The following is a 21881-nucleotide window of genomic DNA, read 5'->3' on the forward strand; positions in this document are numbered from 1 at the left end:
CCGCGATCGCAACCGACCGCTGGTCTTCGGTCGTTCGACCCGGTGAGCCTCAGCCGATCACCTTGTTCAATCGCAGCCAAAGCTGCTGATCGAAGTCCTTGTCGTTCACGGCGTTGCCCATGCGCACCACGATCAGCTTTCGGCTGGGCACCACGAACAGCCGGCGATCGAGCGCCCCTAACGCCCCGACCAGATCGGCAGGGGCCGCCTGGATGAGCGGCCCCTCATGCCGGCCGGTCAGGCGCATCGTGTAAGCGCTGCCGTTTAGCCACCAGAGCCGGCCATAAGCGGGGTTGGTCACCGAGCGGTCGAACATGGCGTCGAGATTCGCTTCGGAGACGATGCGCCTGCCGTTCGTCGCGAGCCCCCGGTCCAGAACGATCTGGCCGAAGCGCGCGACGTCGCGCGGCGAGGTCACCAGGCCTGTCGGATTCCCGACGTCAACGAAAACCGCGGGTCGTTTCCGCCACGCAGTATCGGTCATCCCGGCCGGGCCGGTCAGCCAGTCGTGCGTGATCGTCTCGAGCGGCTGCTTGGCGGCGGCAGCTAGCACGCGCTTGATGACCGCATAGACCTGCGTGTTGTACAGGAAAACCGCGCCGGGCGGTGCCGCGTAGCGATAGTCGATGCCCAGACCGGAATTCATGTTGAGCAGGTTGATGACCTTGATCCCCGCCTCCTGCTCAGGCGATGCCTTGGACCAGCCGGCGCCGATGTATGCGGTAACCGGCTGCTGCACGTCGATCAGATGCTTGTCGATCGCGATCGCGACCAGCATCGAAACGAAGCTCTTCTGTTGCGAGGCGACATCCTCGAGAAGCGCACCGTCCTTATTCTGCCCGTAGGTGAAAAGCCGATAGCGCGGATCGTCCGGCGCCGGCCAGTTCTTCTCGATCACGACCTTGCGGTTCTGGATGACCAGAAAACCCGTCGTGTTCTGATGGTGCACATATTCGAGCAGTTGATCCATCACGGGCGAAGTGGATGCCTGCCGCGCGGTGGCTGGAGTCACTACCGGTACGGAGATCGCCGCCAACAGCGAGAGCAAAGCTGCTGCCGCTGGCATGCGAACGGACAATTTACCCATCTACCCTCTCCCTTTCAGGCTCTGGAGGTGCTGGAACCGGCCCGATCGATCGGGCACGACGCGGTCAATCGTGCCGCAGAATGGCGGCCGACGCCTCCGCGTCACATCGAGATGGCGAATTCCATGATACCGACCAAAACTCCTTCGCTCCTTGCGGGTGCTCCGTACTTCCGGGGCTGCCACGCATCGACCGGTTCTCTTTTGTATGAAATGCGCGCCCCGACGCAACCTTTTTGTCGTGCTATTTTGAGAATCGTCGAACAATAAGTTTATCGCTCAGCCAGACGCGAGTGCGAGCCTCTGATGACCCGCCCGGCGTGCGCCGCTGCGGGGGATGTGTGCGCGGTGTCCCGCTAGCCAGCGGAGTCGATGTGGATGACGATCCTGTCCGAAGCGATACGTCCTTGGGCCTCGCCTCCAGTACGCGGGCACGGCACGCACCGTATCCATGGTGTGGATCTTCGGCGTTGAATCCTATTCGACCATGATTTCGTCGCGGAAGCCATGATCCCCGGCCCCCTTCGGTATCGCTCGGTGCCCAGGATAGCAGGCCATTTCGATCTCTGCGACCTGCTGGACCACCACTCTTATATGGGGGTGCGAACGTCGTATTGGAGCGAGGTGAGTGCTAAGCACCACGCGATGCCGCGAGCCCCAGAGTCGGCCTGCCACCGCTTGCATGCAAGTCCGGGAGGTCGACGCCCGGCGCTGCAACAGGGCATCGCGCTCGGCCACCACTGGCGTGCACGGACCCGTTAGCGGCGCCACCAGCGATGTGCCCCTATTGGTTGGCGATGGCTCAGGTCAGGCGCCGGCGGTGGAAAGGGGAAAATCCGTCGGAAGCCGCGTGCCATGCGCAAGCATGATGCGGGCAACCTCCTTCTGCATGAAATACAGGATCTGGCGCGCGCCTTCGCTCGCCTCGTCCGCGTCACGGACGCGAAGCGCCCCACGCACCTGGCGCCAATATTCGTAGGGGCCACCGCCTTCCCTGAGCGCCAACGCGGCATAGGAATAATGGAAGCGGGTCTTTCGTCGAACAGATTCGATCATTCTTTGCGTGTCTGCGCTCGCGGTTTCGGCCATGGCGCTGAAGATCGCTTCGCTCGTTTCGATGATCTGTGCGGCTGGCGCCCGATCTTTGGCCTCGTTTAGCAGTTGATCAATCATCGCCAACATGCGGGAGATCTGTACCGGCGTGCCACGAAGGCATGCGAAGCGGGCCGCGAGGCCATAAAGCGCGGCTCGCGCCTCATAGAGATCGAAAACCTCTTCTACAGTGGTCGCAGAGATGCGTGCACCTCGGTTTTCCTCAATTTCGACCAAGCCGTCTTCCGCGAGCGTCCGCAGCGTGCGCCTGACTGTCGAACGACCGACACCGAATTCCGAGCACAGCCGCGCCTCGCGTAGCCAATCACCCGGAACCAGCTCGCGGTTCTGGATACGCACGCGGAGCGCATGAGCGATATCGTCCGAACTTACTGAAGCAGCACCGCCGGACTTGTCGTCGCGGCCTGCCAGCCCCGCTTTCACCGCCTCTGCCAAACTCATCTGCTCCTGGATCGTTTACGGCCGAGAGCAAGCGGCCAAATGCTCGCAATTTCCTGTATTGCTCAGCAATCTTTACGGCAACCCCCCGTCGCACCTAGCCAATAATCGTCGGACAATTCATTTGCATTGCACAACGATTCTGTGACAAAGCTTGTGCGGCGCCGTGAACGAGCGCCTTTAAAGAGGGAGGATGCATGCGAGGCTTTCTTGCCACCACCGCCATGCTGTCGCTCGCCGCGGCTAGTCCGGCGGTCGCACAGAACGGCGCAACCGATCGTGTCGACGCCACAGCGGACCAGACGGGCGCCAGCGTGGGCGACATCATCGTCACCGCGCGCAAACGCGAGGAGAGCATCAAGACGATCCCGGGTACGATCTCGGCGATTACGAGTCAGCAGCTTGCAGCAAAAGGACCCATCGTTGGAACCGGCGACCTGCTGAGCACCATCCCGGGCGTCCGCTTCAACAATCTGACGGCCTCGAATCTTTCCGAGATCTCGATACGCGGTTCGGGGACGCAGCGTGCCACGGGCGCAGACGCGGCGGTGGGCCTTTATGTGAACGGCGCCTATATCGGCAGCAGCACGCTCGGCGGCCGCAATTTCAAGCAACTCGATTATTTCGACATCGAGCGCGTCGAAGTGCTCGAGGGACCGCAGGGCGGCCTTTACGGGCGCAATTCTGAATTCGGCGTGGTCAACCTCGTCCTCGCGAAGCCCGCTTTTGAAAATTCGGGCTCCGTCCGCGCCATCTACACCGGAGGCCTGGAGCAGGGGCGCCTCGCCGGTGTCGTCAATCAGAAGCTCGGCGACGACTGGGCCGTGCGTCTCGGCGGCGAAGTCTATGGTCAGTCCAAGGGCTTCTACTATGATCCAAACGCCGGTAAATATTACGACAATACCAGCGGTTACACGGCACGAGCCCAGGTCCGCTACCGGCACGGCCCCCTCGACGTGACGCTCTTGGCAGACGGTCAGGACATGAAGCTTCCGACCTTCTCGAATGCGTCGATCGTCCCCGGAGGCGGCGTGAACCCGCAAATCCCGCGCGGCTACTTCAGCGACCGCTTCACCATCCCGCACAGCACGATCGACGGCATGCAGCAGAAAGAGCAGCGGGCGATGCTGCTGGCGAGCTATGACCTCGGCTTCGCATCGCTGCAATCGACGACGATGTACAACCATTGGCATTCCAGCCAGCAATATTCGAGCTCGAATATCGATCTGGCGACTGAGGCGATGTTCCAGTCGCTCGGCGAGATCGGTGCCTATCCGTTCGCACAGGTGACGACCGACGTCCGCGAGCGGAGCTTCTATCAGGATCTTCACCTGACCGGCACGGCTTTGGATGGCCACCTTTCCTATATCGCCGGTGGCGAATATCTCGAACAGCACGACCAGTATCGGGTAACCTCGGCGACCTCGCCCTGCCGCCTTACGGCGACATCCGCGCTCTGCACGGGCACACCGGCTCAACCCGTGTGCATCAAGGCGATCCCCACCGCGATCGACTGCCCAGCGGTGTTCCCGCTGGCGTTCGGCACGGACAATCGCACGAAGCAGCGCGTCCGGTCGTACGCGGGCTATGTTTCGCTGACCTACACGCTCGGCGATTTTTCACTTAACGGTGAGGGCCGCGTCACGCATGACGACAAGTCGGCGGCGTTGATCGGTTACGCATTATATACGAACACGATCACCAAGCCTTTGACCGACTTCGGCTTCAAGGCGACGCAGCCGACCTGGACGGTGACCGCAAGCTACAAACTGCCGAACGCCACCCACACTTTGCTCTATGCCAAGGTCGGCACCGGATATCGCGCCGGCGGCGTGAACAACGGCACCTTCGTCGCGGGAGCACCGAATCCATACCAGTTCAGCTATGGAGACGAGACGACGATCAGCTACGAAGCCGGCATCAAATCGAACGTCACGCCCAACATCTACGTGCGCCTGAACGGCTATCTCTCACGGACCAAGGACGCGATCGCCAGCATCACTGACGGCTGCACCGTCAGCAACGCCTGCGGCACCGGACAGCAAACCTTCAACGTCAACGCCGGCACGATCCACGCCAAAGGTGTTGAAGGCGCCGTCGACAGCCGCTTCAACATCGCGGACGGTTCGCTGACGCTGTCAGCCAACGCCTCTTGGCAGCGTGCCATCTATGCTAAACTGCCGAGCGGCATCGCCGGCCTGCCGACGCTCGCGTCCGACGTTCCCCAAATTCCGGACTGGACGATGTCGGCCAGCGCAAACTACCGCCACAGCGTGACGGACACGATCACGGCATTCGGCAACGTCACCTACACGGGCCAGCGAGGTGGTATCCAAGATTCGATCACGGCCGCCACCCCTGCCCTGACCCTGTCCGACTTCGATCTGTTCAGCTTGAACATTGGGATCGACGTGAAGCGCTTTGAAGCCACCTTCTTCATCAAGAACTTCACCAACCAGATCTTCCAGGCTCTCAAGTTCCAGCAGGCGGGCTTCCCGCTGTCGGCCCGCTTCAGCCAGCCGCGGACCTTTGGTGGCAGCGTTTCCTACAAGTGGTGACGCTCTCCGCCGGCGCCGATCGGGCAGGGTCGACGCCGGTGCGACGGTCGTGTTCCCCCATGCAGGCTATAGCGGACGACAGATGATGCAGTCACGTGCCGACACTTCCAGCATCCGCATCGCGCTGATGGCATCCATGGGTGCCGCGGTCGAATGGTACGACTTCTTTGTCTATGGGACGGCTGCGGCACTGGTATTCCCCAAGATCTTCTTTCCGCCCGAACTTCCGTTGTTTGTCGCCCAGATCGCGTCGTTCAGCACCTTTGCCGTCGGCTTTATCGCCCGGCCGATCGGTGGGATGGTGTTCGGGCACATCGGAGACCTTCACGGTCGCAAGCGCGCGCTGGTGCTCGCCATGGTGGTCATGGGGCTGGCGACGACCGGCATCGGCCTGTTGCCGGGCTATCCGACGGTGGCCACGCTCGCGCCGCTGCTGCTGATCGTCCTGCGTTTCGTGCAAGGCCTCGCTGTCGGCGGACAATGGGGCGCGGCCGCCCTTCTCGCCATCGAAGCCGCGCCGGCGGGCCACCGCGGCTTCTACAGCAGCTTCGTCCAGTTGGGCGTGCCGCTCGGCGTCGTGCTCGCAAATCTTGTGTTTCTGGCGGTCGGCGCGCTGGTCGGTCCGTCGGCATTCGCGTCGTGGGGCTGGCGGATCAGCTTTCTCCTGAGTGTCGTGCTGATCCTGATCAGCGTCGTCATCAACCGCACGGTCGCGGAGGAGGCGCCGAGCGAAAGGCCCAACGGCGCGGCGCGCCCGGCCTCCCCGATCCTGACCGTGATCCGCAACCATGGATGGGACATCCTGCTTGCCGGAGGCGCGTTCGTTGCCAACAACACATGCTTCTACATCGCGATCACCTACGTCATCGCCTACGGCACCGCGACCGTCGGACTCGACAAGCAGACGATGCTGCTCGCAGTGATGGTCGGCAGCGCGGTGATGATCCCGGCGCTCATCCTATGCGGCCATCTCTCGGACCGGTTCGGACGCGCACCGGTCTTCATCGCCGGCGCAGTCGCATCGGGACTTTGGGCGTTTGCCGTCTTTCCCATGATCAACACCGGGTCGCCCGTCGCGGTTACGGCGGCGATCACGGTCGAACTGCTCGCGATCAGCCTGATGTATGGCCCGCAAGCCGCGTTGTTCGCGGAGCTCTTTCCCAAGCACGTCCGCTATTCGGGCGCGTCGCTCGGATATCAGGTGGGCTCGGTGATCGGCGGCGGCTTCGCACCGATCGTTGCGACGGCGCTGGCCGCGCGCTACCATTCGACAGTACCGCTGGCCTTCTATCTTCTGACCATGTGCATGATCTCGCTCGTCAGCGTCGTGGTGCTCACCCGCAGGGCGGCAACGCGGCCCGTGTATCTGGATTAGCGTCGAAGGAGATCGCGCATGACCACTACCACCCGTCGCGGGTTCATGGCCGGCGCCACGGCCTTGCCTCTCTCAGCCGGAGCCTCGGCTCTACCGCTATCGGCAGCCCGGGCCGCACAGCAGGACGCCCCCGCCACCAGGGTCTCCGCTGACATCCAGCGCTACATCGGGTTCGGCAACAAACAGTCCGGCGGCGTCGGCGACAATGCCTGCGGTGACTGGTTGGCCGGCGAACTGGAGCAGGTGGGGTTTCGGATCGAACGTCAGCAGATCAGCGCACCCTATTTCGAGGCGCGACGCACTGATCTGGTGTGCGGCGACGCCAAGGCAAGTGTCTGGCCCCAGCCGATCGTCGTACCGACGGGCGCCGCCGGGGTGACGGGCGAACTCGTCCGCATGGATAGCGATGGCCACTGGCAAGGCGAGATGAACGGGGCGATCGCCTTGCTCGATTTGGCTGCCGCGCGCTGGTCCAGCGCGGTCGCCAAGGCGATTCGAGATCCGGTTTCCGCCGCCTTCGCAGCGGGCGCGCGCGCGGTGGCCGTGATCACCAACGGCCCTACCGGCAAAATCATCGCGCTCAACGCCGATGGCCGCCAGCCGATGTTTCCGGGGCCAGTGGCGCTGTTGGCGCCGCGTGACGCAAAGCCCTTCCTGGCTGCAGCGGTCCGGCGATCGGCGGCGACGCTCACCGTGACGGGCGATGGCGGCCGGCGGCCGGCGTTCAACTTCGTCGGCCGGCTCAATCGCGGCGCGAAGCAGTGGCTGGCAATCTCGACGCCGCGCTCGGGCTGGGACATCTGTGCTGGCGAGCGCGGTGGCGGCATCGCAGTCTGGTTGTGGTTGGCGCGCTGGGCGAGCCGCAATGTGAAAAGCCACAATCTCGCATTCGTGTGCAACACGGGTCATGAATATGAATATCTCGGCGCGGCGCAGTCGTTGAAAGCAATCGCGCCCAAGCCCGAGGAGACCTTCTTCTGGCTCCACCTCGGCGCGAACGTGGCTGCGCTCGACTGGCTCGAGACGCCCGGCAAGCTGATGCCCCTGCCCAACGTGGATTCGCAGCGCTGCCTTTCGGTCAGCCCCGAGCTGCTGCCTGTCGCCCGCCGGACCTTTGCGGGTCATCCCGGCTACGAGGTGCCATATTCCCGGGATACCTTCTCGGCCGGCGAACTGGATGAGATCACCGCTGCCGGCTATACGTTGGCTGCGGGCGTGTTCGGCATCCACCGCTTTCACCATGTCGCGGAAGACGACGAGCGTTGCATCTCGCCCGCTATCGTGGCGACTGCGGCGGCAGGGTTCCAGTCGCTGGTCGCCAACGTGATCGGCGTCTAGACCCACCGCTTTAAGCGATGGTCGGAGTTCGTCCTTGGTCAACCATGTTGTGTCGCGCACGCCATCGCGGCGATCGCTCGAAAAACGGGATCGGATCGGCGAAGCCGTCCTCTCGGCGCTGGGCGACCACGGAATCGGCAAGCTTACCCATCGTCTCGTCGCGCAGACAGCGGCCGTGCCGATCGCCGCCACCACCTATCATTACGCGACCAAGGCGGACATGGTCGCCGATGCCTTCCAACGACTCCTCGGCTCCTATCTGACGTCGTTCGAGCGCATCGCCGATCGACAGCGCCGCGGCGAAGGCCATCTTCGCACTCTCGACGACCTCGTCACTCGACTGACCTCCAATGCGGCCGGCCTTCATCGTTCTACAACACTCGCATGGTGCGAGCTCATGCTCGATGCTGCGCGCACGCCTGAAGGTCATGCGCTGGCCCGGCGCTGGTTCACCGACCTTGAGCGGGCATGGACAAACGTGGCCGCCGCACTGGGCGGCGATCAGGACGCAATGACGATCAACATCGCGATCGACATGACGATAGGTTTCCTCTTCATCGTCCTGGCGCTGGGCCTGACCGCAGAGCAGGCGGTGGCGCTGCGCCATGGCTCTCCGATTGAGGCGCTACTGCCGAGGCCGGCGGCGGAGCGGGACACAGCGGAAAACCCGCCGCCCAGCCCGAAGGCCGCAAAGACGAGAGCGGCCATTCTCGCCAGCGCGATCGATCTGCTCGTCCATCACGGCGTCGGGGCCGTTGGGTATCGCACGGTCGCCGCCGGTGCAGGTGTAGCACAGAGCGCCCCTGCATATTATTTTGGATCGATCGAACACGTGATCCGCGCTGCCGAGGCGATCTTGTTCGAACAGGCTCGCGAGCGCTACCGCGAAACGACATCGATGCTGTCGCGCCGGCCGCTGACCCTTGATGACCTTGCCGACGCCACCGCTGCCGTCTTCGTCCGCGAGGCGACCGAATACGCCCAGGCGTCTCTCGCCCATTATTCGATCTGGCTGGAAGCGGCGCGCGGTGCGGCACTCCGACCCGAGGTCCAGACGGCCATTGCCGACCAGACCGCAGGCTGGCGACGGCGCTTATTCCAACTTACCGGGCGTGAGACGGAGTTTGGTATAAATGTTCAAGCATTGTTCGTAGGGTGCCATGTGCGCTCACTGGCATGTGGCGTAAACCTAGCTTTCTTGGCGGATTTTCGCGGGCAGGTTTCCACGCTGCTGCGCCGAGCATCGCAAGATCCGATGTAGTACATTCTTTCAATAAATGGTTGACGGATCTTGCCGTGCCGCAGTATCGCTTGCCCGAAGCAGGGAGCGTGACCGAGGGTGAGCGTAATCGAACGAAAGAGCGGCGGTGTTGCCCACCTCCGCTTCAGCAACCCTCCGCTCAATGCGCTGTCTGTTGGCGATGGGCTGGTCAGGAACCTCCACCAGGCGGTTGCGCGCGCACTGGCCGATCCCGAGGCCGAAGCGATCCTGCTCTCGGGTGATCGCAACCGGTTCAGCGCGGGCGCCGACATCAGGGACTTCGATGCGGACCCAGCCCGGGTCGAGGCGCTGCGCGACCTGTTCTCTCTCATCGAGCAGTCGGACAAGCCGGTGATAGCGGCGATCGACGGCCTCTGCCTCGGCGGTGGGCTGGAGCTGGCGCTGGCCGCGCATTACCGCGTCGCTGCGCCTACCGCGCAGCTCGGGTTCCCGGAGATCACCCTGGGGCTGTTGCCCGGTGGCGGGGGCACGCAGCGCGCACCACGTCTCACAGGTGCCGTCGTGGCGCTCGACCTGATGATGTCGGGCAAACCGATATCCGCGGCGCGCGCGCTCGAAATCGGGCTCGTCGACGAGCTCGCAGGCTCCGATCCGGTCGCTTTCGCGCTCGCGCGACACGCGGCCGGCGCCTACGCCTCGGCCTGCTGCGTCGGAGAGCTGCCGTCACCGGCCGACCTTGCCGCGGCAGTCGCTCACTGGGCGGACAAGCGTTCGCCGTCCCTCGCGGCGCACCAACTCGTCGCATGCGTCGAGCAGATCGGGCGCGGCTCGCTGGCAGAAGGCCTGGAATTTGAGGCGCAGGCGTTCGGCGAGCTCTTGGCATCGCCCGCATCGAAGGCGTTGCGGCATGGCTTTTTCGGGCGACGAATGGCCGCGCGCATACCCGGCCTCGGCGCGACCTCGCGCAAACCCATTCGCCGCGTAACGGTGATCGGCGGCGGTCTGATGGGAACGGGGATCGCCATCGCCTTGCTGAACGCAGGCCTGCAAGCGACGATCGTCGAGCCTCGCGACGATGCCCGCGATCAAGCGAGGCGCGCGATCGAAGCCGCGAGCCGTCGCGATGTCGACAAGGGGCGGGTCAGCCCCGCCGTGGCGGATGCCCGGATCGGCGGCCTCTTGCTCGTTCGGGAAGTTGCCGACGCGGCGGATGCGGATCTGTTCATCGAGGCCGTGTTCGAAGACATCGAGGTCAAACGCGCGGTCTTCACCGAGCTTGATCGCCTAGCCTCACCAGACGCGATCCTCGCCAGCAATACGTCGACGCTGGATCTCGACGTGATCGCGGATTTCACCACGCGGCCCGATCGCGTGGTAGGACTCCATTTCTTCAGTCCCGCCAACGTCATGAAGCTGCTCGAAGTCGTTCGCGGCAGGCGGACGTCGGACGATGCCTTGGGCGCGGCAATGGCATTCGCGCGAAGTATCGGCAAAACGGGCGTCGTCGCCGGCGTCTGTGACGGCTTCATCGGCAACCGTATCTTTGAGGAGTATCTCCGACAAGCCTGGTTCCTGCTGGAGGAAGGCGCGCTGCCAGCGCAGATGGATCAGGCACTCGAGGCGTTCGGCATGGCCATGGGTCCGTGCCGGGTGATGGATCTCGCCGGGCAGGATATCGGCTGGCACATCCGGCAGCGTCGCGCGATCGAACACCCCGATCGTCCCTATTCGCGGGTGCCCGACATCATTTGCGAGCTGGGGCGGTTCGGCCAGAAAACCGGCGCTGGATTCTACCTGTATCCGGACGGGCGCACGCCTCGGATCGACCCGGAGGTCACCGCATTGATCGAGACGGAGTCGGCGCGGATCGGCCTGCCCCGCCGCAAGATCGCCGATGCCGAGATCGTGGATCGCTGCATCTATGCGATGGCCAATGAAGGCGCCCGCATTGTTGCCGAAGGAATCGCGCTGCGCCCCGTCGATGTCGATGTCGTCTATCTCGACGGCTATGGCTTCCCAGCCGAGCGCGGCGGACCGATGTTCTATGCGGACACTCGGGGTCTGCCCGAAGTTCTGCAGGCAGTGCGCACCTTCGCCGCGGGCCGGCATGGCTGGGCCTGGGATCCTGCGCCGTTGCTGGTCAACCTCGTCGAGAGCGGGCGCAGCTTTGCGGATCTCAACACAAACACACCACTGGAGGCGGCATGAGAATAGGTTTGACAGGCCAGGTCGCGATCGTGACCGGAGCTGGCGCCGGACTCGGCCGCGCACACGCACTCGCGCTTGCGGCGCACGGCGCGAGCGTCGTGATCAACGATCTGAACGTGAACGCCGCGAACGAACTTCGCGATTCCATCATCGCGGACGGCGGCGATGCAATCTCCCATGCCGCCAACGTGACCGACTTGGACCAGGTCAAGGCGATGGTGGCCGAGGCCGAGATGCGGTGGGGAAAGGTCGACATCCTCGTCAACAATGCCGGCATTTTACGCGACAAAAGCTTTGCCAAGATGGATTTGGACGATTTCCGGCTGGTGATCGAGGTTCATCTGATGGGCAGCGTCCATTGCACGAAGGCGGTATGGGATGGGATGCGCGCGCGACACTATGGTCGCATCCTCTTCACGACGTCCTCATCCGGGCTTTACGGCAATTTCGGCCAAGCCAATTACAGCGCCGCTAAACTCGCGCTCGTCGGGCTCATGCAGACGCTCGCCCTCGAAGGCGAGCGCAACAACATCCGGGTCAATTGTCTTGCGCCGAGCGCGGCCACGGCGATGACCAACGGCCTTTATACGGACGAAGCGCTGGCAGGCCTCAACCCGGATCTCGTCAGTCCGGCGGTGCTCGCGCTGGTCGGACCGGACGCGCCGACGCGGCGTATCCTGCTCGCCGGAGCCGGTTGCTTCGAACAGGCGAACATCACGATGACGCAGGGTGTCCATCTCGGCAGCGGCCCAGACATCGCGAATCGGCTACTCGAACGGCTCGACGAGGTCGCCGATCGGCGCGGCGAGGTGGTGCCGGAGAATGGCGGCAGCCAGTATCTGCACGAAGTCGAGCGCGCATTTGGCGCCCGGCAGCGGCTGAAAGCAGCCCGATGAACGCCGTCTATGTCATCTCCGCGAAGCGGACGGCGATCGGATCGTTTGGCGGCGTGCTCAAGGATGCCGAGCCCTCGGCGCTTGGCGCTCTGACGATCGGTGCCGTGCTCGAAGACGCGAAACTTGCGCCCACGACGGTCGACCACGTCATGTTCGGTCAGGTGATCCCGACCTCACCGCGCGACGCCTACCTTGCGCGTATCGCGGCGATCGAAGCCGGCCTGCCTGTCGAAACGCCCGCGATGACGGTCAACCGGCTATGCGGATCGGGCCTCCAGGCGATCATATCCGCCGCGCAGACGCTCATGCTGGGCGACGCCGAGATCGCGATTGGCGGCGGGGCCGAGGTAATGAGCCGCGCCCCCTTCTTTGCGCCATCGGTTCGCTGGGGGCAGCGGTTGGGCAACGCGGCGCTGGTCGACGGTCTGAACGGCGCGCTTACGGATCCATTCAATGGCGTGCTGATGGGCGCGACGGGCGAGAATGTCGCGGAGCGCTTCAACATCTCGCGGGAGGCGCAGGACGCCTACGCGCTTAAAAGCCAGAAGCGCGCCGCGCGTGCCATCGCCGAAGGTCGCTTCGAAGGCCAGATCGTCCCGGTCGAGATTCGCCAGCGCAGCCAGACGATACGCTTCACCGTCGATGAGTATGTCCGCGGCAACGCAACGATTGAGCAGCTTGCCGCGCTTCGGCCGATCTTCTGCGGTGAAAACGGCACCGTCACAGCAGGCAATGCTTCAGGCATCAACGACGGTGCGGCAGCGCTTTTGCTCGCGACCGAGGAGGCTGTCGCAAAACACAAGCTGACTCCGCTGGCGCGGCTCGTTTCCTATGGCCATGCCGGTGTCGATCCCCTGTATATGGGGATCGGGCCGATACCTGCCTCGCGCCTAGCTTTGGCGCGAGCTAGACTGAGCGTCGCCGATCTGGATGTGGTGGAGTCGAACGAAGCCTTCGCCGCACAGGCCTGTGCGGTCGCCAACGAACTGGGCTTCGATCCGGATCGCACCAATCCCAATGGCAGCGGGATATCCCTTGGCCATCCGGTGGGAGCGACGGGGGCCATCATCGCAACCAAGCTTGTCCATGAGTTGCAACGCACCTCCGGCCGCTATGGCTTGGCGACGATGTGCATCGGCGGCGGCCAGGGCATCGCGGCGGTTTTCGAACGCGTCTGACATAGGGTGCTGCTGAAACCAGCGCATCGATGACAATGGCCCGCCTTGCCGCCCGCGGCTGCGGATTCGACGCTTATGCCGGTCCATCATCGTTCGGCAAACTGTATCGATCCGTCCTACACGCACGACTCGGCTGTGACGTATGCGAAGGTTGTGAGCGCGTTCGCCAACGCCAAACGAGCGCGGTGCACGTCGTCGGAAGGACTCCCGATTTTCTCCCCTTCGCGAATGTGGATGCGACCGAGAAACGACACGCCGTAAACGGCGGCCGCCGACGGGATGCCGACGGAAGATGCTGGCGGGCTGCTCCCGGATCAGTCGCGCGGGATCGTCAATGGAACCTCTCTTCGGGATCGCTGGTGGCAAGCGGACCACGCGAGGCCTTGAAGCCTCTCGCCTCCCGCTCTCGGCGCGTGATAACGTCGCTGGTCTCGCGCATGCGTAAATACACGATCAGCGAAATCCCGATCATGCCGGACACGTACCAGTAGAAGCCGCGCTCCAGACCGGCCTGCTTGAACGCGAGTGCGGCATACTCGGCGGTGCCGCCGAAGATCGTGTTGGCCAGCGCATAGGGCAGCGCGACACCAAGCGTCCGGATGTTGGCGGGGAACAGCTCGGCCTTCACCACGGCGTTGATCGCAGTGTAGCCGGTGACGACCACCAACGCGCCCAGCACCAGCAGGAACGCCTCAAACGAATTCGATACCGTCTCCAGCCGCGTGAAGATCGGCACAGTCAGCGTCATCCCTGCGACGCCGAAGCCGATCAGCAGCGGCTTGCGCCCCACACGATCGGACAGCCAGCCCGCGACCGGTTGCAGCAGCATGTAGATGAACAACGCCGCCGCCATGATGCCGGTCGCGGTATCGCGCGCAAAGCCGACGGAATTGACGAGGAACTTCTGCATATAGGTCGAGTAGGCGTAGAAGGCGAGCGTGCCGCCTGCGGTCAGCGCCATCACGACCAGAACCTGCCGCGGATGATGCCGCAGCAAGTGCAGCCCACTCGAACGCGGTGCGCGCGCGTCTGTGGCGAGCGCCTTGAAATCCGGCGTCTCGAGCAGGCCACGCCGCAAGTAGAAGACGCTGATCGCCAGCACCCCGCCGATCGCGAACGGCACGCGCCAGCCCCAGTCCTCCAGCGCAGCGTCCGGCAAGATCGTCTGGAGCGCCAGCAGCACGCATAAGGCGATCAATTGCCCCGCGATTAGCGTGACATATTGGAAACTGGAGAAGAAACCGCGGTGCTCGCGCTGCGCCATCTCGGACAGATAGGTCGCGCTGGCACCATATTCGCCGCCGACTGAAAGCCCCTGCAACAGCCGCGCGAGCAGCAACAGCAGGGGCGCGCCAGCACCGATCGTCGCATAGCCGGGCGTCACCGCGATCAGCAGCGATCCGCCACCCATCAGCATCACCGACAAGGTCAGCCCGGCCTTACGGCCGTGACGGTCGGCATACATGCCCATCAGCCACGCGCCGAGCGGACGCATCAGGAAACCGACCGCAAAGATCGCGGCGGCGTTGAGCAACTGCGCGGTGCGATCGTCGGCGGGAAAGAACACTGGCGCGAAATAAAGCGTAAACGCCGAATAGACGTACCAGTCGTACCATTCGACCAGGTTGCCCAGAGATCCCCCGAAGATCGAACGGATGCGACTGGATGTGGAAGGGGGCGTGGCAGGGCCGGTGCCGGCGTTGAGCGAAGCTGTCATGCGCCCCCAAACGAACGGCTCAGTGAACTCTGCCAGCGTCCGCCGCGTTCTCCACGCGATTTTGTGCAGGCAGCAGGATGATCGAATTGTCCTTGCCCGATACCGACCGGACGTTGAAGCTCTGCGCGAGCGCGGTCACGAACTGGTCCGAACTGCCCGCCTTGAAGGTGCCGCCGATCCGCAGGGCTGCGATCTGTGGATCCCCGATCACGAGCGGAGCGATGCGATAACGATTGAACTCGTCGACCGCTTGGGCAAGCGTCTCGCCGTCGAACTGGATCACGCCGTCTTGCCAGGCAGTGCGCTGCGCAATCTGGCCGGGCCGTAACGGCGTCATCGCCACCATGCCGCTGCGGATCGCGGCGGCGTTGCCGGCGCTAACGCCAACCGTTGGGTTGCGCGCGGCGCCGTCATGCACCGCGACCCTGCCCTCGATCACAGTCAGCTCGGTGAAGTCGTCGCGCAGTCGCACGGCAAACGCGGTGCCGACCGCGCGCACGGTTGCGTCACCAGCCTGCACGATAAAGGGGCGCTGCGGGCTGTGCGCGACGTCGAACCGCGCCTCGCCCTTCAGCAGGTGGACGTAGCGCTCGCGATCGCGCATCGCCACCTCGACGGTGCTGTCGGTATTGAGATAGACGGTGCTGCCGTCCGCCAGTCGGTAGCGGCCCTCCTGCCCGACAGCGGTGCGATAGCGCTCAACCGCAGCCCATTTCTGCAACCCGATCGTGCCGGCGGTGGCGACCAGTGTCGCGGCGAGCAGCCCGGCCATGATACGACGGTTGAAAAAGGCTTCGAACCGGCCCGCCGGCCCCGCAATCTCCTCCGGCTCGACCAGCGGCGCGACCTCGCTCAGCCGATCCGCGAACTCCCAGGCGGCCTCCGCCTGCGCGAAGGCAAAACCATGGGCGGGATCCTGCGCGATCCAGGCGTAAGCGGCGTCCCAGGCGTCCGGCGTATCGCGCGTGCGCGCATCAAGAAAGCGCCGCGCCGCTTCCTGATCGATCGCCTGCCGCTCCTCGGCGTTTCTGTATGGACCATCCAAAACCCAGATCCTCGTATTGGCCGATGGCTTGCATGATCTTCAGCGCGGCACGGCCGATATGCTTGTCGACCGTTGAAACGGACAAGCCCATTTCATCTGCTATCTCCTGGACCGATCTATCGTGCACGCGACGCAAGATAAACGCGCGTCGGCACTGGATCGGCAAGGCTTCGATGATCGCTTCCAGTCGCCGCAGCTCGTCGCGCGCCTGTAGTCGCGCCTCGGCGGTGCCGTCGATGGCGATCAGGTCGAGATCGGCAACCAGCGACAGTGAAACGATCTTGTCGCGCCGTACCTCGTCGATGATCATGTTACGCGCGATCTGGAACAGATAGGCGCGGCCGTGCACAATATGCTCGAACTCGGCGGTCGCATAGGCGCGCGTCATGGCTTCCGAGACAAGATCGTCGAGATCGTCGCGGCGTGGCAGGATCCGCCGCACGCGGTCGCGCAGCGCTGCCTGATGTGGCAAAATCGTCGCTTTGTACCAATCCAGCCGCTTTCTGACCGACTCCACCACGCCCCCCTATCGTTTTACCCAATGCTCTCTGGCGAGACCTCACCCCGAATCTTGTGAGGCAACACGATTGCCGGAAGCGAAAGCCCTGTCCAGCGTTTTACGCGGAGCTCGGAGCGCTGCGTGCGCCGCAACAAATTTGAAAGCGGCGTTAGCAGAAGCCCGCTCGCCCTCCGTTATACCCTCCCGAACGCATCAAAATCGGGGGAAACATCATGACGCGGGGCCGTCGTTCACTCATCATCGCCTTATCCCTGTCGAGTGGGTTTGCCGCGCATCCGGTGGCGGCGCAGGCCGCAACCGTGCTGCGAGCGCAGGCCTTCGACATTCCGGCCCAGCCCGTCGCCAGCGCGATGAGCGCCTATGCCAAACAGAGCGGCGTGCAGATCCTGTTTCCGTACGATCGCGTGCGTAACCTGCGGACCCGCGCGGTCAACGGTTACATGACTGCGCAGGCGGCGCTGGATCAGATGATCACCGGCACCGGCCTCAAGGTCGCGCGCTCGGCTGACGGCATCGTCGCCCTTGCCGCCAACGATGCGGCGACGCCGATGCGCAGGGCGAGCCTCGACGTCGAGGGCGGTGTCACCACGGCGGCGGCACCGCAGTTCGGCGCGGAGCAGCCAGAGGCGACCGACGCCACCACCGACGAACCTGACACCATCATCGTCACCGGTAGCCGCGGCATTCAGCGTAGTGTCGCCAAAAGCCCGACGCCGATCGACGTGATCTCCGCCACGGAACTAGCGAAGACCGGCAAGCCTGGCGTGCTGGCCGCGCTCAACACTCTGGTGCCATCGTTCAACGTGCCGACCCGCGCGGGCGGCGGCACTTCGACGGTGATCTCGACCGGTGGCCTGCGCGGCCTCAACCCCGATCAGACGCTGATTCTCGTCAATGGCAAGCGCCGCCACAAGACCTCGCTTATCAACGCGGTGTCGTCGCTCTACAACGGCTCGGTTCCCGCCGATCTCGACATGATCCCGACCTCGGCGGTTGACCATATCGAGGTGCTGCGCGATGGTGCCGCCGCGCAATATGGCTCCGACGCAATCGCCGGCGTCATCAACATCATCCTCAAGCATGATATCGACGGCGGTTCGGCGAGCGTCACCGCCGGGCAGAACATGGACCGTTCGGACGGCGAGAATTACATCGCCAACCTCAACTATGGCATGAAGCTGGGCGACGCAGGTTTTGCCGACTTTTTCGTCACGCTGAAGAAGCAGCAGGCGTCCAACCGCGCCGTGCCGATCGCGGGCTGTTCCACGCTGGGCGGTTCGACCTGCCTCTACTACCGCGCCGGTGACACCGCGATCGACCCGCGCGAGGCGAGCGCCGACCGGCTCGTCACCAAGAATTACGGCGCCTTTCCGACGCGACAGATGAACCTCGGTTACAATGCCGGCTATGATGTCGGTGGCGTCCACGTCTATTCGTTCGGCACGTACAGCCAGCGCAACTCGCAGCTCGATTTCACCTTCCGCTATCCGAACAACACCGCGTCGCTGCCCAACGTCTATCCCGACGGCTTTCGTCCTCGCCTGAACATCTCCGAGGAGGATTTCGAATTCGCGCTCGGCGTCAAAGGTACGCTGTCCGGCTGGAACTGGGACATCAGCAGCACGTACGGCAGCAACCGCGCCGGCCAATACGGGAGCCGGACAATCAATCCGTCGCTCGGCCCGACCAGCCCGCACGACGTCTATGTCGGCACGCTGAAGTCCACTGAATGGGTCAACTCGCTCGACGTGACCAAGGGCTATGCGCTGGGCGGCGGCAATCTCCAGGTGTCGGCGGGGGTGCAGCACCGGCTCGAGACCTATAACGTGATGGCGGGCGAACTCGCCAGCTATCAGGCGGGCACCTACACGTTCGTCGTCAACGGCCGCACGATCCGCCCAGCGCCGGGCGCGCAGGCGGCGGCCGGCTTCACGCCGGCCGATGCCGGCAGCAAGCACCGCAACAACATCGCCGCTTATGTCGATCTCGCTTACGATCCGGCGCCGGGCACGACGGTCGGCGTAGCGGGCCGGTTCGAGCATTACGACGATGCGTCGGGAAACACCGCGATCGGCAAGTTCAACGTCCGTCAGGCAATCACGCCGTGGCTTGCGCTGCGCGGTGCGGTCAGTTCCGGGTTCCGCGCGCCGGCACTCGCCCAGCAGATCTACGCATCGACCACCGGCCAGTTCCGTACGCTGTCCGACGGCAGCCTGAACCTGTTGCAAATCAAGACGTTACCGGTCGGTTCGCCCGCCGCGATCGCGCTCGGCGCGACGCCACTCAAACCGGAGACCTCGTTGAACTTCAGCGGCGGGCTGGTGTTCAGCCCGATCCACAACCTCAACATCACAGTCGACGGCTATCAGATCAAGGTCGACGATCGGATCGCCATTACCAGCACGCTGACCGGGACGGCGGTGTCGCGCATCCTCGTCGTCAACGGGCTGTCGCCTGATATCAGCGCACAATATTACACCAACGCGATCGACACGCGGACGCGCGGCGTCGACGTGGTGGCGACCTATCGCCACAAGGTGTGGGATTTCGCGACGATGTCGTGGAACCTCGGCTACAATTACAACCAAACCGATATCACACACATCAAGGGCAATCCGTCGCAGCTTGCCGCACTGGGATCGGGTTTCGTGCTGTTCGATCGCCTGTCGCAATCGAACCTCACCACCAATCTGCCGCGTACCAAACTGTTCATCGGCAACCTCACCAATGTCGGCAAGTTCGCGATCAACACGCGCGTTGTACGCTACGGCAAATTCGACGGGCTCGCCAATGCGGTGACGACCAACGGCGTGACGAGCTTCTCGGCCGATCGGCACTTCGGCGCGAAGTGGATCACCGATCTCGAGATCGCCTACGATCTCACGCCCAAGATCAACCTCGCGGTGGGCAGCAACAACCTGTTCAACGTGTACCCGGACTACACAACCGCGTCGTTCAACCCGACGCTCGGGTCCGGCCAATATCCCACCACCGGCGGCTACGGGTTCACCGGCGGATATTATTACGGCCGGATCACGGTCGGTTTTTAAGCGCGAAGGACAGACCAATGCGTAAAATGCTCTTGAGCCTGGCGATGGCCGGCGTGGCGCTGGGCGCGGCGTCGGCGCCGCTCCAGTCGAAGACGGCGGCCGCGACATGGTCGGGCGGCGAAATCCTGTGGGATACGTTTGGCGTACCTCATATCTACGCAAAGACGGAGACAGGGACTTTCTACGGCTTCGGCTTCGCGCAGGCGCAAAGCCACGGCAATCTGCTGCTCCACATGTACGGAGAATCGCGTGGGCGCGCGGCCGAATATTGGGGCGCGAGCTTCGAGAAGCAGGACAAATGGATCGTCGCCAACGATGTGCCGAGCCGATCGGCGGCGTGGTACAAGGCGCAGACACCGCAGATGCGCGCCGATCTCGACGCGTTCGCGGCTGGCATCAACGCCTATGCCGCCGCGCATCCCGACAAGATCGCGCCCGAGGTGAAGGTGGTGCTGCCGATCACCGGGCTCGACATCATTCAGCATGCCCACCGTTTGATGAACTACATGTATATCGCGTCGGACAAGCGCGTGCTGGTCGATCCCGATGCGCCGAACGAGGCGGGCGGCTCGAATGCGTGGGCGGTCGCGCCGTCGCGCTCGAAAAGCGGCCATACCATGCTGCTCGCCAACCCCCACCTGCCGTGGGCACCGAGCCTGCTGACCTATTACGAAGCGCAGATGACCGGGCCGGGCTTCAGCATCTACGGCGCGACGCAGGTCGGTCTGCCGGTGCTGCGCTTCGGCTTTAACAACGATCTTGGTTTCACCAACACCGTCAACACCATCGCCGGCTATACCAGTTTCCGCCTGACGCTCGCTGGCGGCGGCTACATGTTCGACGGCAAGGTGCTGCCGTTCAAGACGGTGGAGAAACGCTACAAGGTCCGTCAGGCCGACGGCACGCTCAAGACGGTGACGTTCACGCAACGCTATTCGGTGCAGGGCCCGGTTTTCGATCTGCCCGGCGGCAAGGTGACGATCGCGCTCAAAGTGGCGGGGCTCGACCGTCCCGGCGTGCTCGAACAGTATCTCGCCATGGGTAAGGCGCATGATTGGGCCGAGTTCGAAAAGGCGCTGAAGAGGTTGCAGGTGCCGATGTTCAACATCGTCTATGGCGATCGTGCCGGGCATATCCTGTACCTCGACAACGGCATCCTGCCCAAGCACCCGGACGGCGGCACCTTCGCGACGTGGACCAAGCCGGTCGCGGGCGATACCTCGAAGACGCTGTGGAAAGACGTCCACAGCTACGAGGAGATGCCTAAGGTCTTCGATCCGGCGAGCGGCTATGTCGAGAACACCAACGATCCGCCCTGGGTCTCGACCTGGCCGCGCGTTCTCGACCCCAAGAAATACCCCGCCTATGTCGCAGTGGTTGGCCCGATGAGCCAGCGCGCGCAGATGTCAAACCGGCTGCTGACGGGCTCGTACAAGATGAGCTTCGACGATTTCGTCGCCAAGAAGGTGACGACCACCGCGCTGATGGCCGATCGGATGCTTCCCGACCTGCTCAAGGCCGCAGCGACCAGCGACGATCCCGACATCAAGCAGGCGGTGGCGGTGCTGTCCGCATGGGATCACCGCGACGAGCCCGACGCAAGAGGCGCGCTGCTGTTCGAGACCTGGGCGCTGATCTTCGCGCCGAACAACTTCACCAGCCAGGCGAATTACGCCGAGACGTGGACGCTCGACGATCCGCTCAACACGCCGCGCGGGCTGAAGGACCCGGCGGCGGCAGTGGCGATGCTGAAGGCGGCGGTGGCCAAGACCAAAGCGCTCTACGGCGCGATCGACCGGCCTTATGGCGACGTCTCGCGTTTCCATATCGGCGACGTGAACCTGCCGGCGAATGGCGGCATGGGCAACACCGGCATCTTCCGCACTTTCACCTGGGGGCCAATGAAGAACGGCGAGCGCACGCCAAACGCGGGCGAGACCTGGGTGTCGATGGTCGAGTTCGGCACCCCGATGAAGGCGGTCGGCATGATGAGCTACGGCAACAGCAGCCAGCCGGGCTCGAAACACAATAACGACCAGCTGAAGTTCCTCGCGACCAAGACGTTCCGCACGCTTTGGACGCAGCGCGCCGACGTCGAAAAAAACCTCGAAGATACCGATACATTCTAAAAAAGGACCA

Annotated in this window: 14 protein-coding genes; 9 read left to right on the top strand and 5 right to left on the bottom strand. The window is 63.8% G+C overall.

The genetic code is table 11. From position 1 onward, the window contains the following. Positions 1-49 precede the first annotated feature (49 nt). Together AC3ANX_RS16450 and AC3ANX_RS16455 are read right to left on the bottom strand one after the other, a co-directional pair. Complete coding sequence (locus tag AC3ANX_RS16450) at positions 50-1087, bottom strand: serine hydrolase domain-containing protein (RefSeq protein ID WP_488334311.1); 1038 nt, start codon at positions 1085-1087, stop codon at positions 50-52. Between the two features lie 804 nt (positions 1088-1891). Next, the gene (locus tag AC3ANX_RS16455; protein ID WP_488334312.1) at positions 1892-2638 is read right to left on the bottom strand and encodes a GntR family transcriptional regulator; all 747 of its coding nucleotides are present in this window, start codon (positions 2636-2638) and stop codon (positions 1892-1894) included. A 194-nt stretch (positions 2639-2832) separates the two neighbouring features. Here AC3ANX_RS16455 and AC3ANX_RS16460 point away from each other — a divergent pair, with 194 nt between their 5' ends. The 7 genes from AC3ANX_RS16460 (at position 2833) to bktB (ending at position 13410) form a co-directional block, all read left to right on the top strand. Further along, positions 2833-5193, top strand: a complete 2361-nt coding sequence (locus AC3ANX_RS16460) for a TonB-dependent receptor (protein ID WP_488334313.1) — start codon at positions 2833-2835, stop codon at positions 5191-5193. An 82-nt stretch (positions 5194-5275) separates the two neighbouring features. Next, on the top strand, positions 5276-6568 hold the full coding sequence (locus tag AC3ANX_RS16465; RefSeq protein WP_488334314.1) for an MFS transporter: 1293 nt from the start codon (positions 5276-5278) through the stop codon (positions 6566-6568). Positions 6569-6586: 18 nt separating this feature from the next. Further along, positions 6587-7906, top strand: coding sequence for a hypothetical protein (locus AC3ANX_RS16470; protein WP_488334315.1), 1320 nt, complete (start codon positions 6587-6589; stop codon positions 7904-7906). Positions 7907-7940: 34 nt separating this feature from the next. Further along, positions 7941-9167 carry a TetR/AcrR family transcriptional regulator gene (locus tag AC3ANX_RS16475; protein WP_488334316.1) on the top strand — a complete coding sequence of 409 codons (1227 nt, stop codon included), beginning with the start codon at positions 7941-7943 and terminating at the stop codon, positions 9165-9167. Positions 9168-9245: 78 nt separating this feature from the next. Further along, positions 9246-11336 (top strand): 3-hydroxyacyl-CoA dehydrogenase NAD-binding domain-containing protein, encoded by a 2091-nt coding sequence (locus tag AC3ANX_RS16480; RefSeq protein WP_488334317.1) that lies wholly within the window; start codon positions 9246-9248, stop codon positions 11334-11336. Beyond that, a complete protein-coding gene (locus tag AC3ANX_RS16485; protein WP_488334318.1) occupies positions 11333-12232 on the top strand; it encodes an SDR family NAD(P)-dependent oxidoreductase in 900 nt (299 codons plus the stop codon). The genes AC3ANX_RS16480 and AC3ANX_RS16485 overlap by 4 nt, the downstream gene beginning before the upstream one ends. Beyond that, positions 12229-13410, top strand: a complete 1182-nt coding sequence (bktB, locus tag AC3ANX_RS16490) for a beta-ketothiolase BktB (RefSeq protein WP_488334319.1) — start codon at positions 12229-12231, stop codon at positions 13408-13410. The genes AC3ANX_RS16485 and bktB overlap by 4 nt, the downstream gene beginning before the upstream one ends. A 331-nt stretch (positions 13411-13741) precedes the next feature. Here the strand turns inward: bktB and AC3ANX_RS16495 are convergent, their stop codons facing one another. From AC3ANX_RS16495 to AC3ANX_RS16505, 3 genes are read right to left on the bottom strand one after another with little or no spacing between them, the layout of a single operon-like run. Beyond that, positions 13742-15127 carry an MFS transporter gene (locus tag AC3ANX_RS16495; RefSeq protein ID WP_488334320.1) on the bottom strand — a complete coding sequence of 462 codons (1386 nt, stop codon included), beginning with the start codon at positions 15125-15127 and terminating at the stop codon, positions 13742-13744. A gap of 19 nt (positions 15128-15146) precedes the next feature. Continuing rightward, positions 15147-16172: a FecR family protein gene (locus AC3ANX_RS16500; protein WP_488334321.1), complete on the bottom strand. Its 1026-nt coding sequence runs from the start codon at positions 16170-16172 to the stop codon at positions 15147-15149. Next, positions 16102-16692, bottom strand: coding sequence for a sigma-70 family RNA polymerase sigma factor (locus AC3ANX_RS16505; protein ID WP_488334322.1), 591 nt, complete (start codon positions 16690-16692; stop codon positions 16102-16104). The genes AC3ANX_RS16500 and AC3ANX_RS16505 overlap by 71 nt, the downstream gene beginning before the upstream one ends. A gap of 212 nt (positions 16693-16904) precedes the next feature. Between AC3ANX_RS16505 and AC3ANX_RS16510 the strand changes: the two genes are divergently transcribed. Together AC3ANX_RS16510 and AC3ANX_RS16515 are read left to right on the top strand one after the other, a co-directional pair. Next, a complete protein-coding gene (locus AC3ANX_RS16510; protein WP_488334323.1) occupies positions 16905-19742 on the top strand; it encodes a TonB-dependent receptor domain-containing protein in 2838 nt (945 codons plus the stop codon). Between the two features lie 17 nt (positions 19743-19759). Next, the gene (locus tag AC3ANX_RS16515; protein ID WP_488334324.1) at positions 19760-21871 is read left to right on the top strand and encodes a penicillin acylase family protein; all 2112 of its coding nucleotides are present in this window, start codon (positions 19760-19762) and stop codon (positions 21869-21871) included. Positions 21872-21881: the final 10 nt, after the last annotated feature.

This window comes from Sphingomonas sp. BRN-1R (genome assembly GCF_057748035.1).

What these genes read in the sequence shown, in the direction of transcription:
- AC3ANX_RS16510 (WP_488334323.1), top strand. Translation starts at nt 16,905, where the DNA reads ATGACGCGGGGCCGTCGTTCACTCATCATCGCCTTATCCCTGTCGAGT.
- AC3ANX_RS16455 (WP_488334312.1), bottom strand. Translation starts at nt 2,638, where the DNA reads ATGAGTTTGGCAGAGGCGGTGAAAGCGGGGCTGGCAGGCCGCGACGAC.
- AC3ANX_RS16450 (WP_488334311.1), bottom strand. Translation starts at nt 1,087, where the DNA reads ATGGGTAAATTGTCCGTTCGCATGCCAGCGGCAGCAGCTTTGCTCTCG.
- AC3ANX_RS16495 (WP_488334320.1), bottom strand. Translation starts at nt 15,127, where the DNA reads ATGACAGCTTCGCTCAACGCCGGCACCGGCCCTGCCACGCCCCCTTCC.
- bktB (WP_488334319.1), top strand. Translation starts at nt 12,229, where the DNA reads ATGAACGCCGTCTATGTCATCTCCGCGAAGCGGACGGCGATCGGATCG.
- AC3ANX_RS16460 (WP_488334313.1), top strand. Translation starts at nt 2,833, where the DNA reads ATGCGAGGCTTTCTTGCCACCACCGCCATGCTGTCGCTCGCCGCGGCT.
- AC3ANX_RS16470 (WP_488334315.1), top strand. Translation starts at nt 6,587, where the DNA reads ATGACCACTACCACCCGTCGCGGGTTCATGGCCGGCGCCACGGCCTTG.
- AC3ANX_RS16465 (WP_488334314.1), top strand. Translation starts at nt 5,276, where the DNA reads ATGATGCAGTCACGTGCCGACACTTCCAGCATCCGCATCGCGCTGATG.
- AC3ANX_RS16515 (WP_488334324.1), top strand. Translation starts at nt 19,760, where the DNA reads ATGCGTAAAATGCTCTTGAGCCTGGCGATGGCCGGCGTGGCGCTGGGC.
- AC3ANX_RS16485 (WP_488334318.1), top strand. Translation starts at nt 11,333, where the DNA reads ATGAGAATAGGTTTGACAGGCCAGGTCGCGATCGTGACCGGAGCTGGC.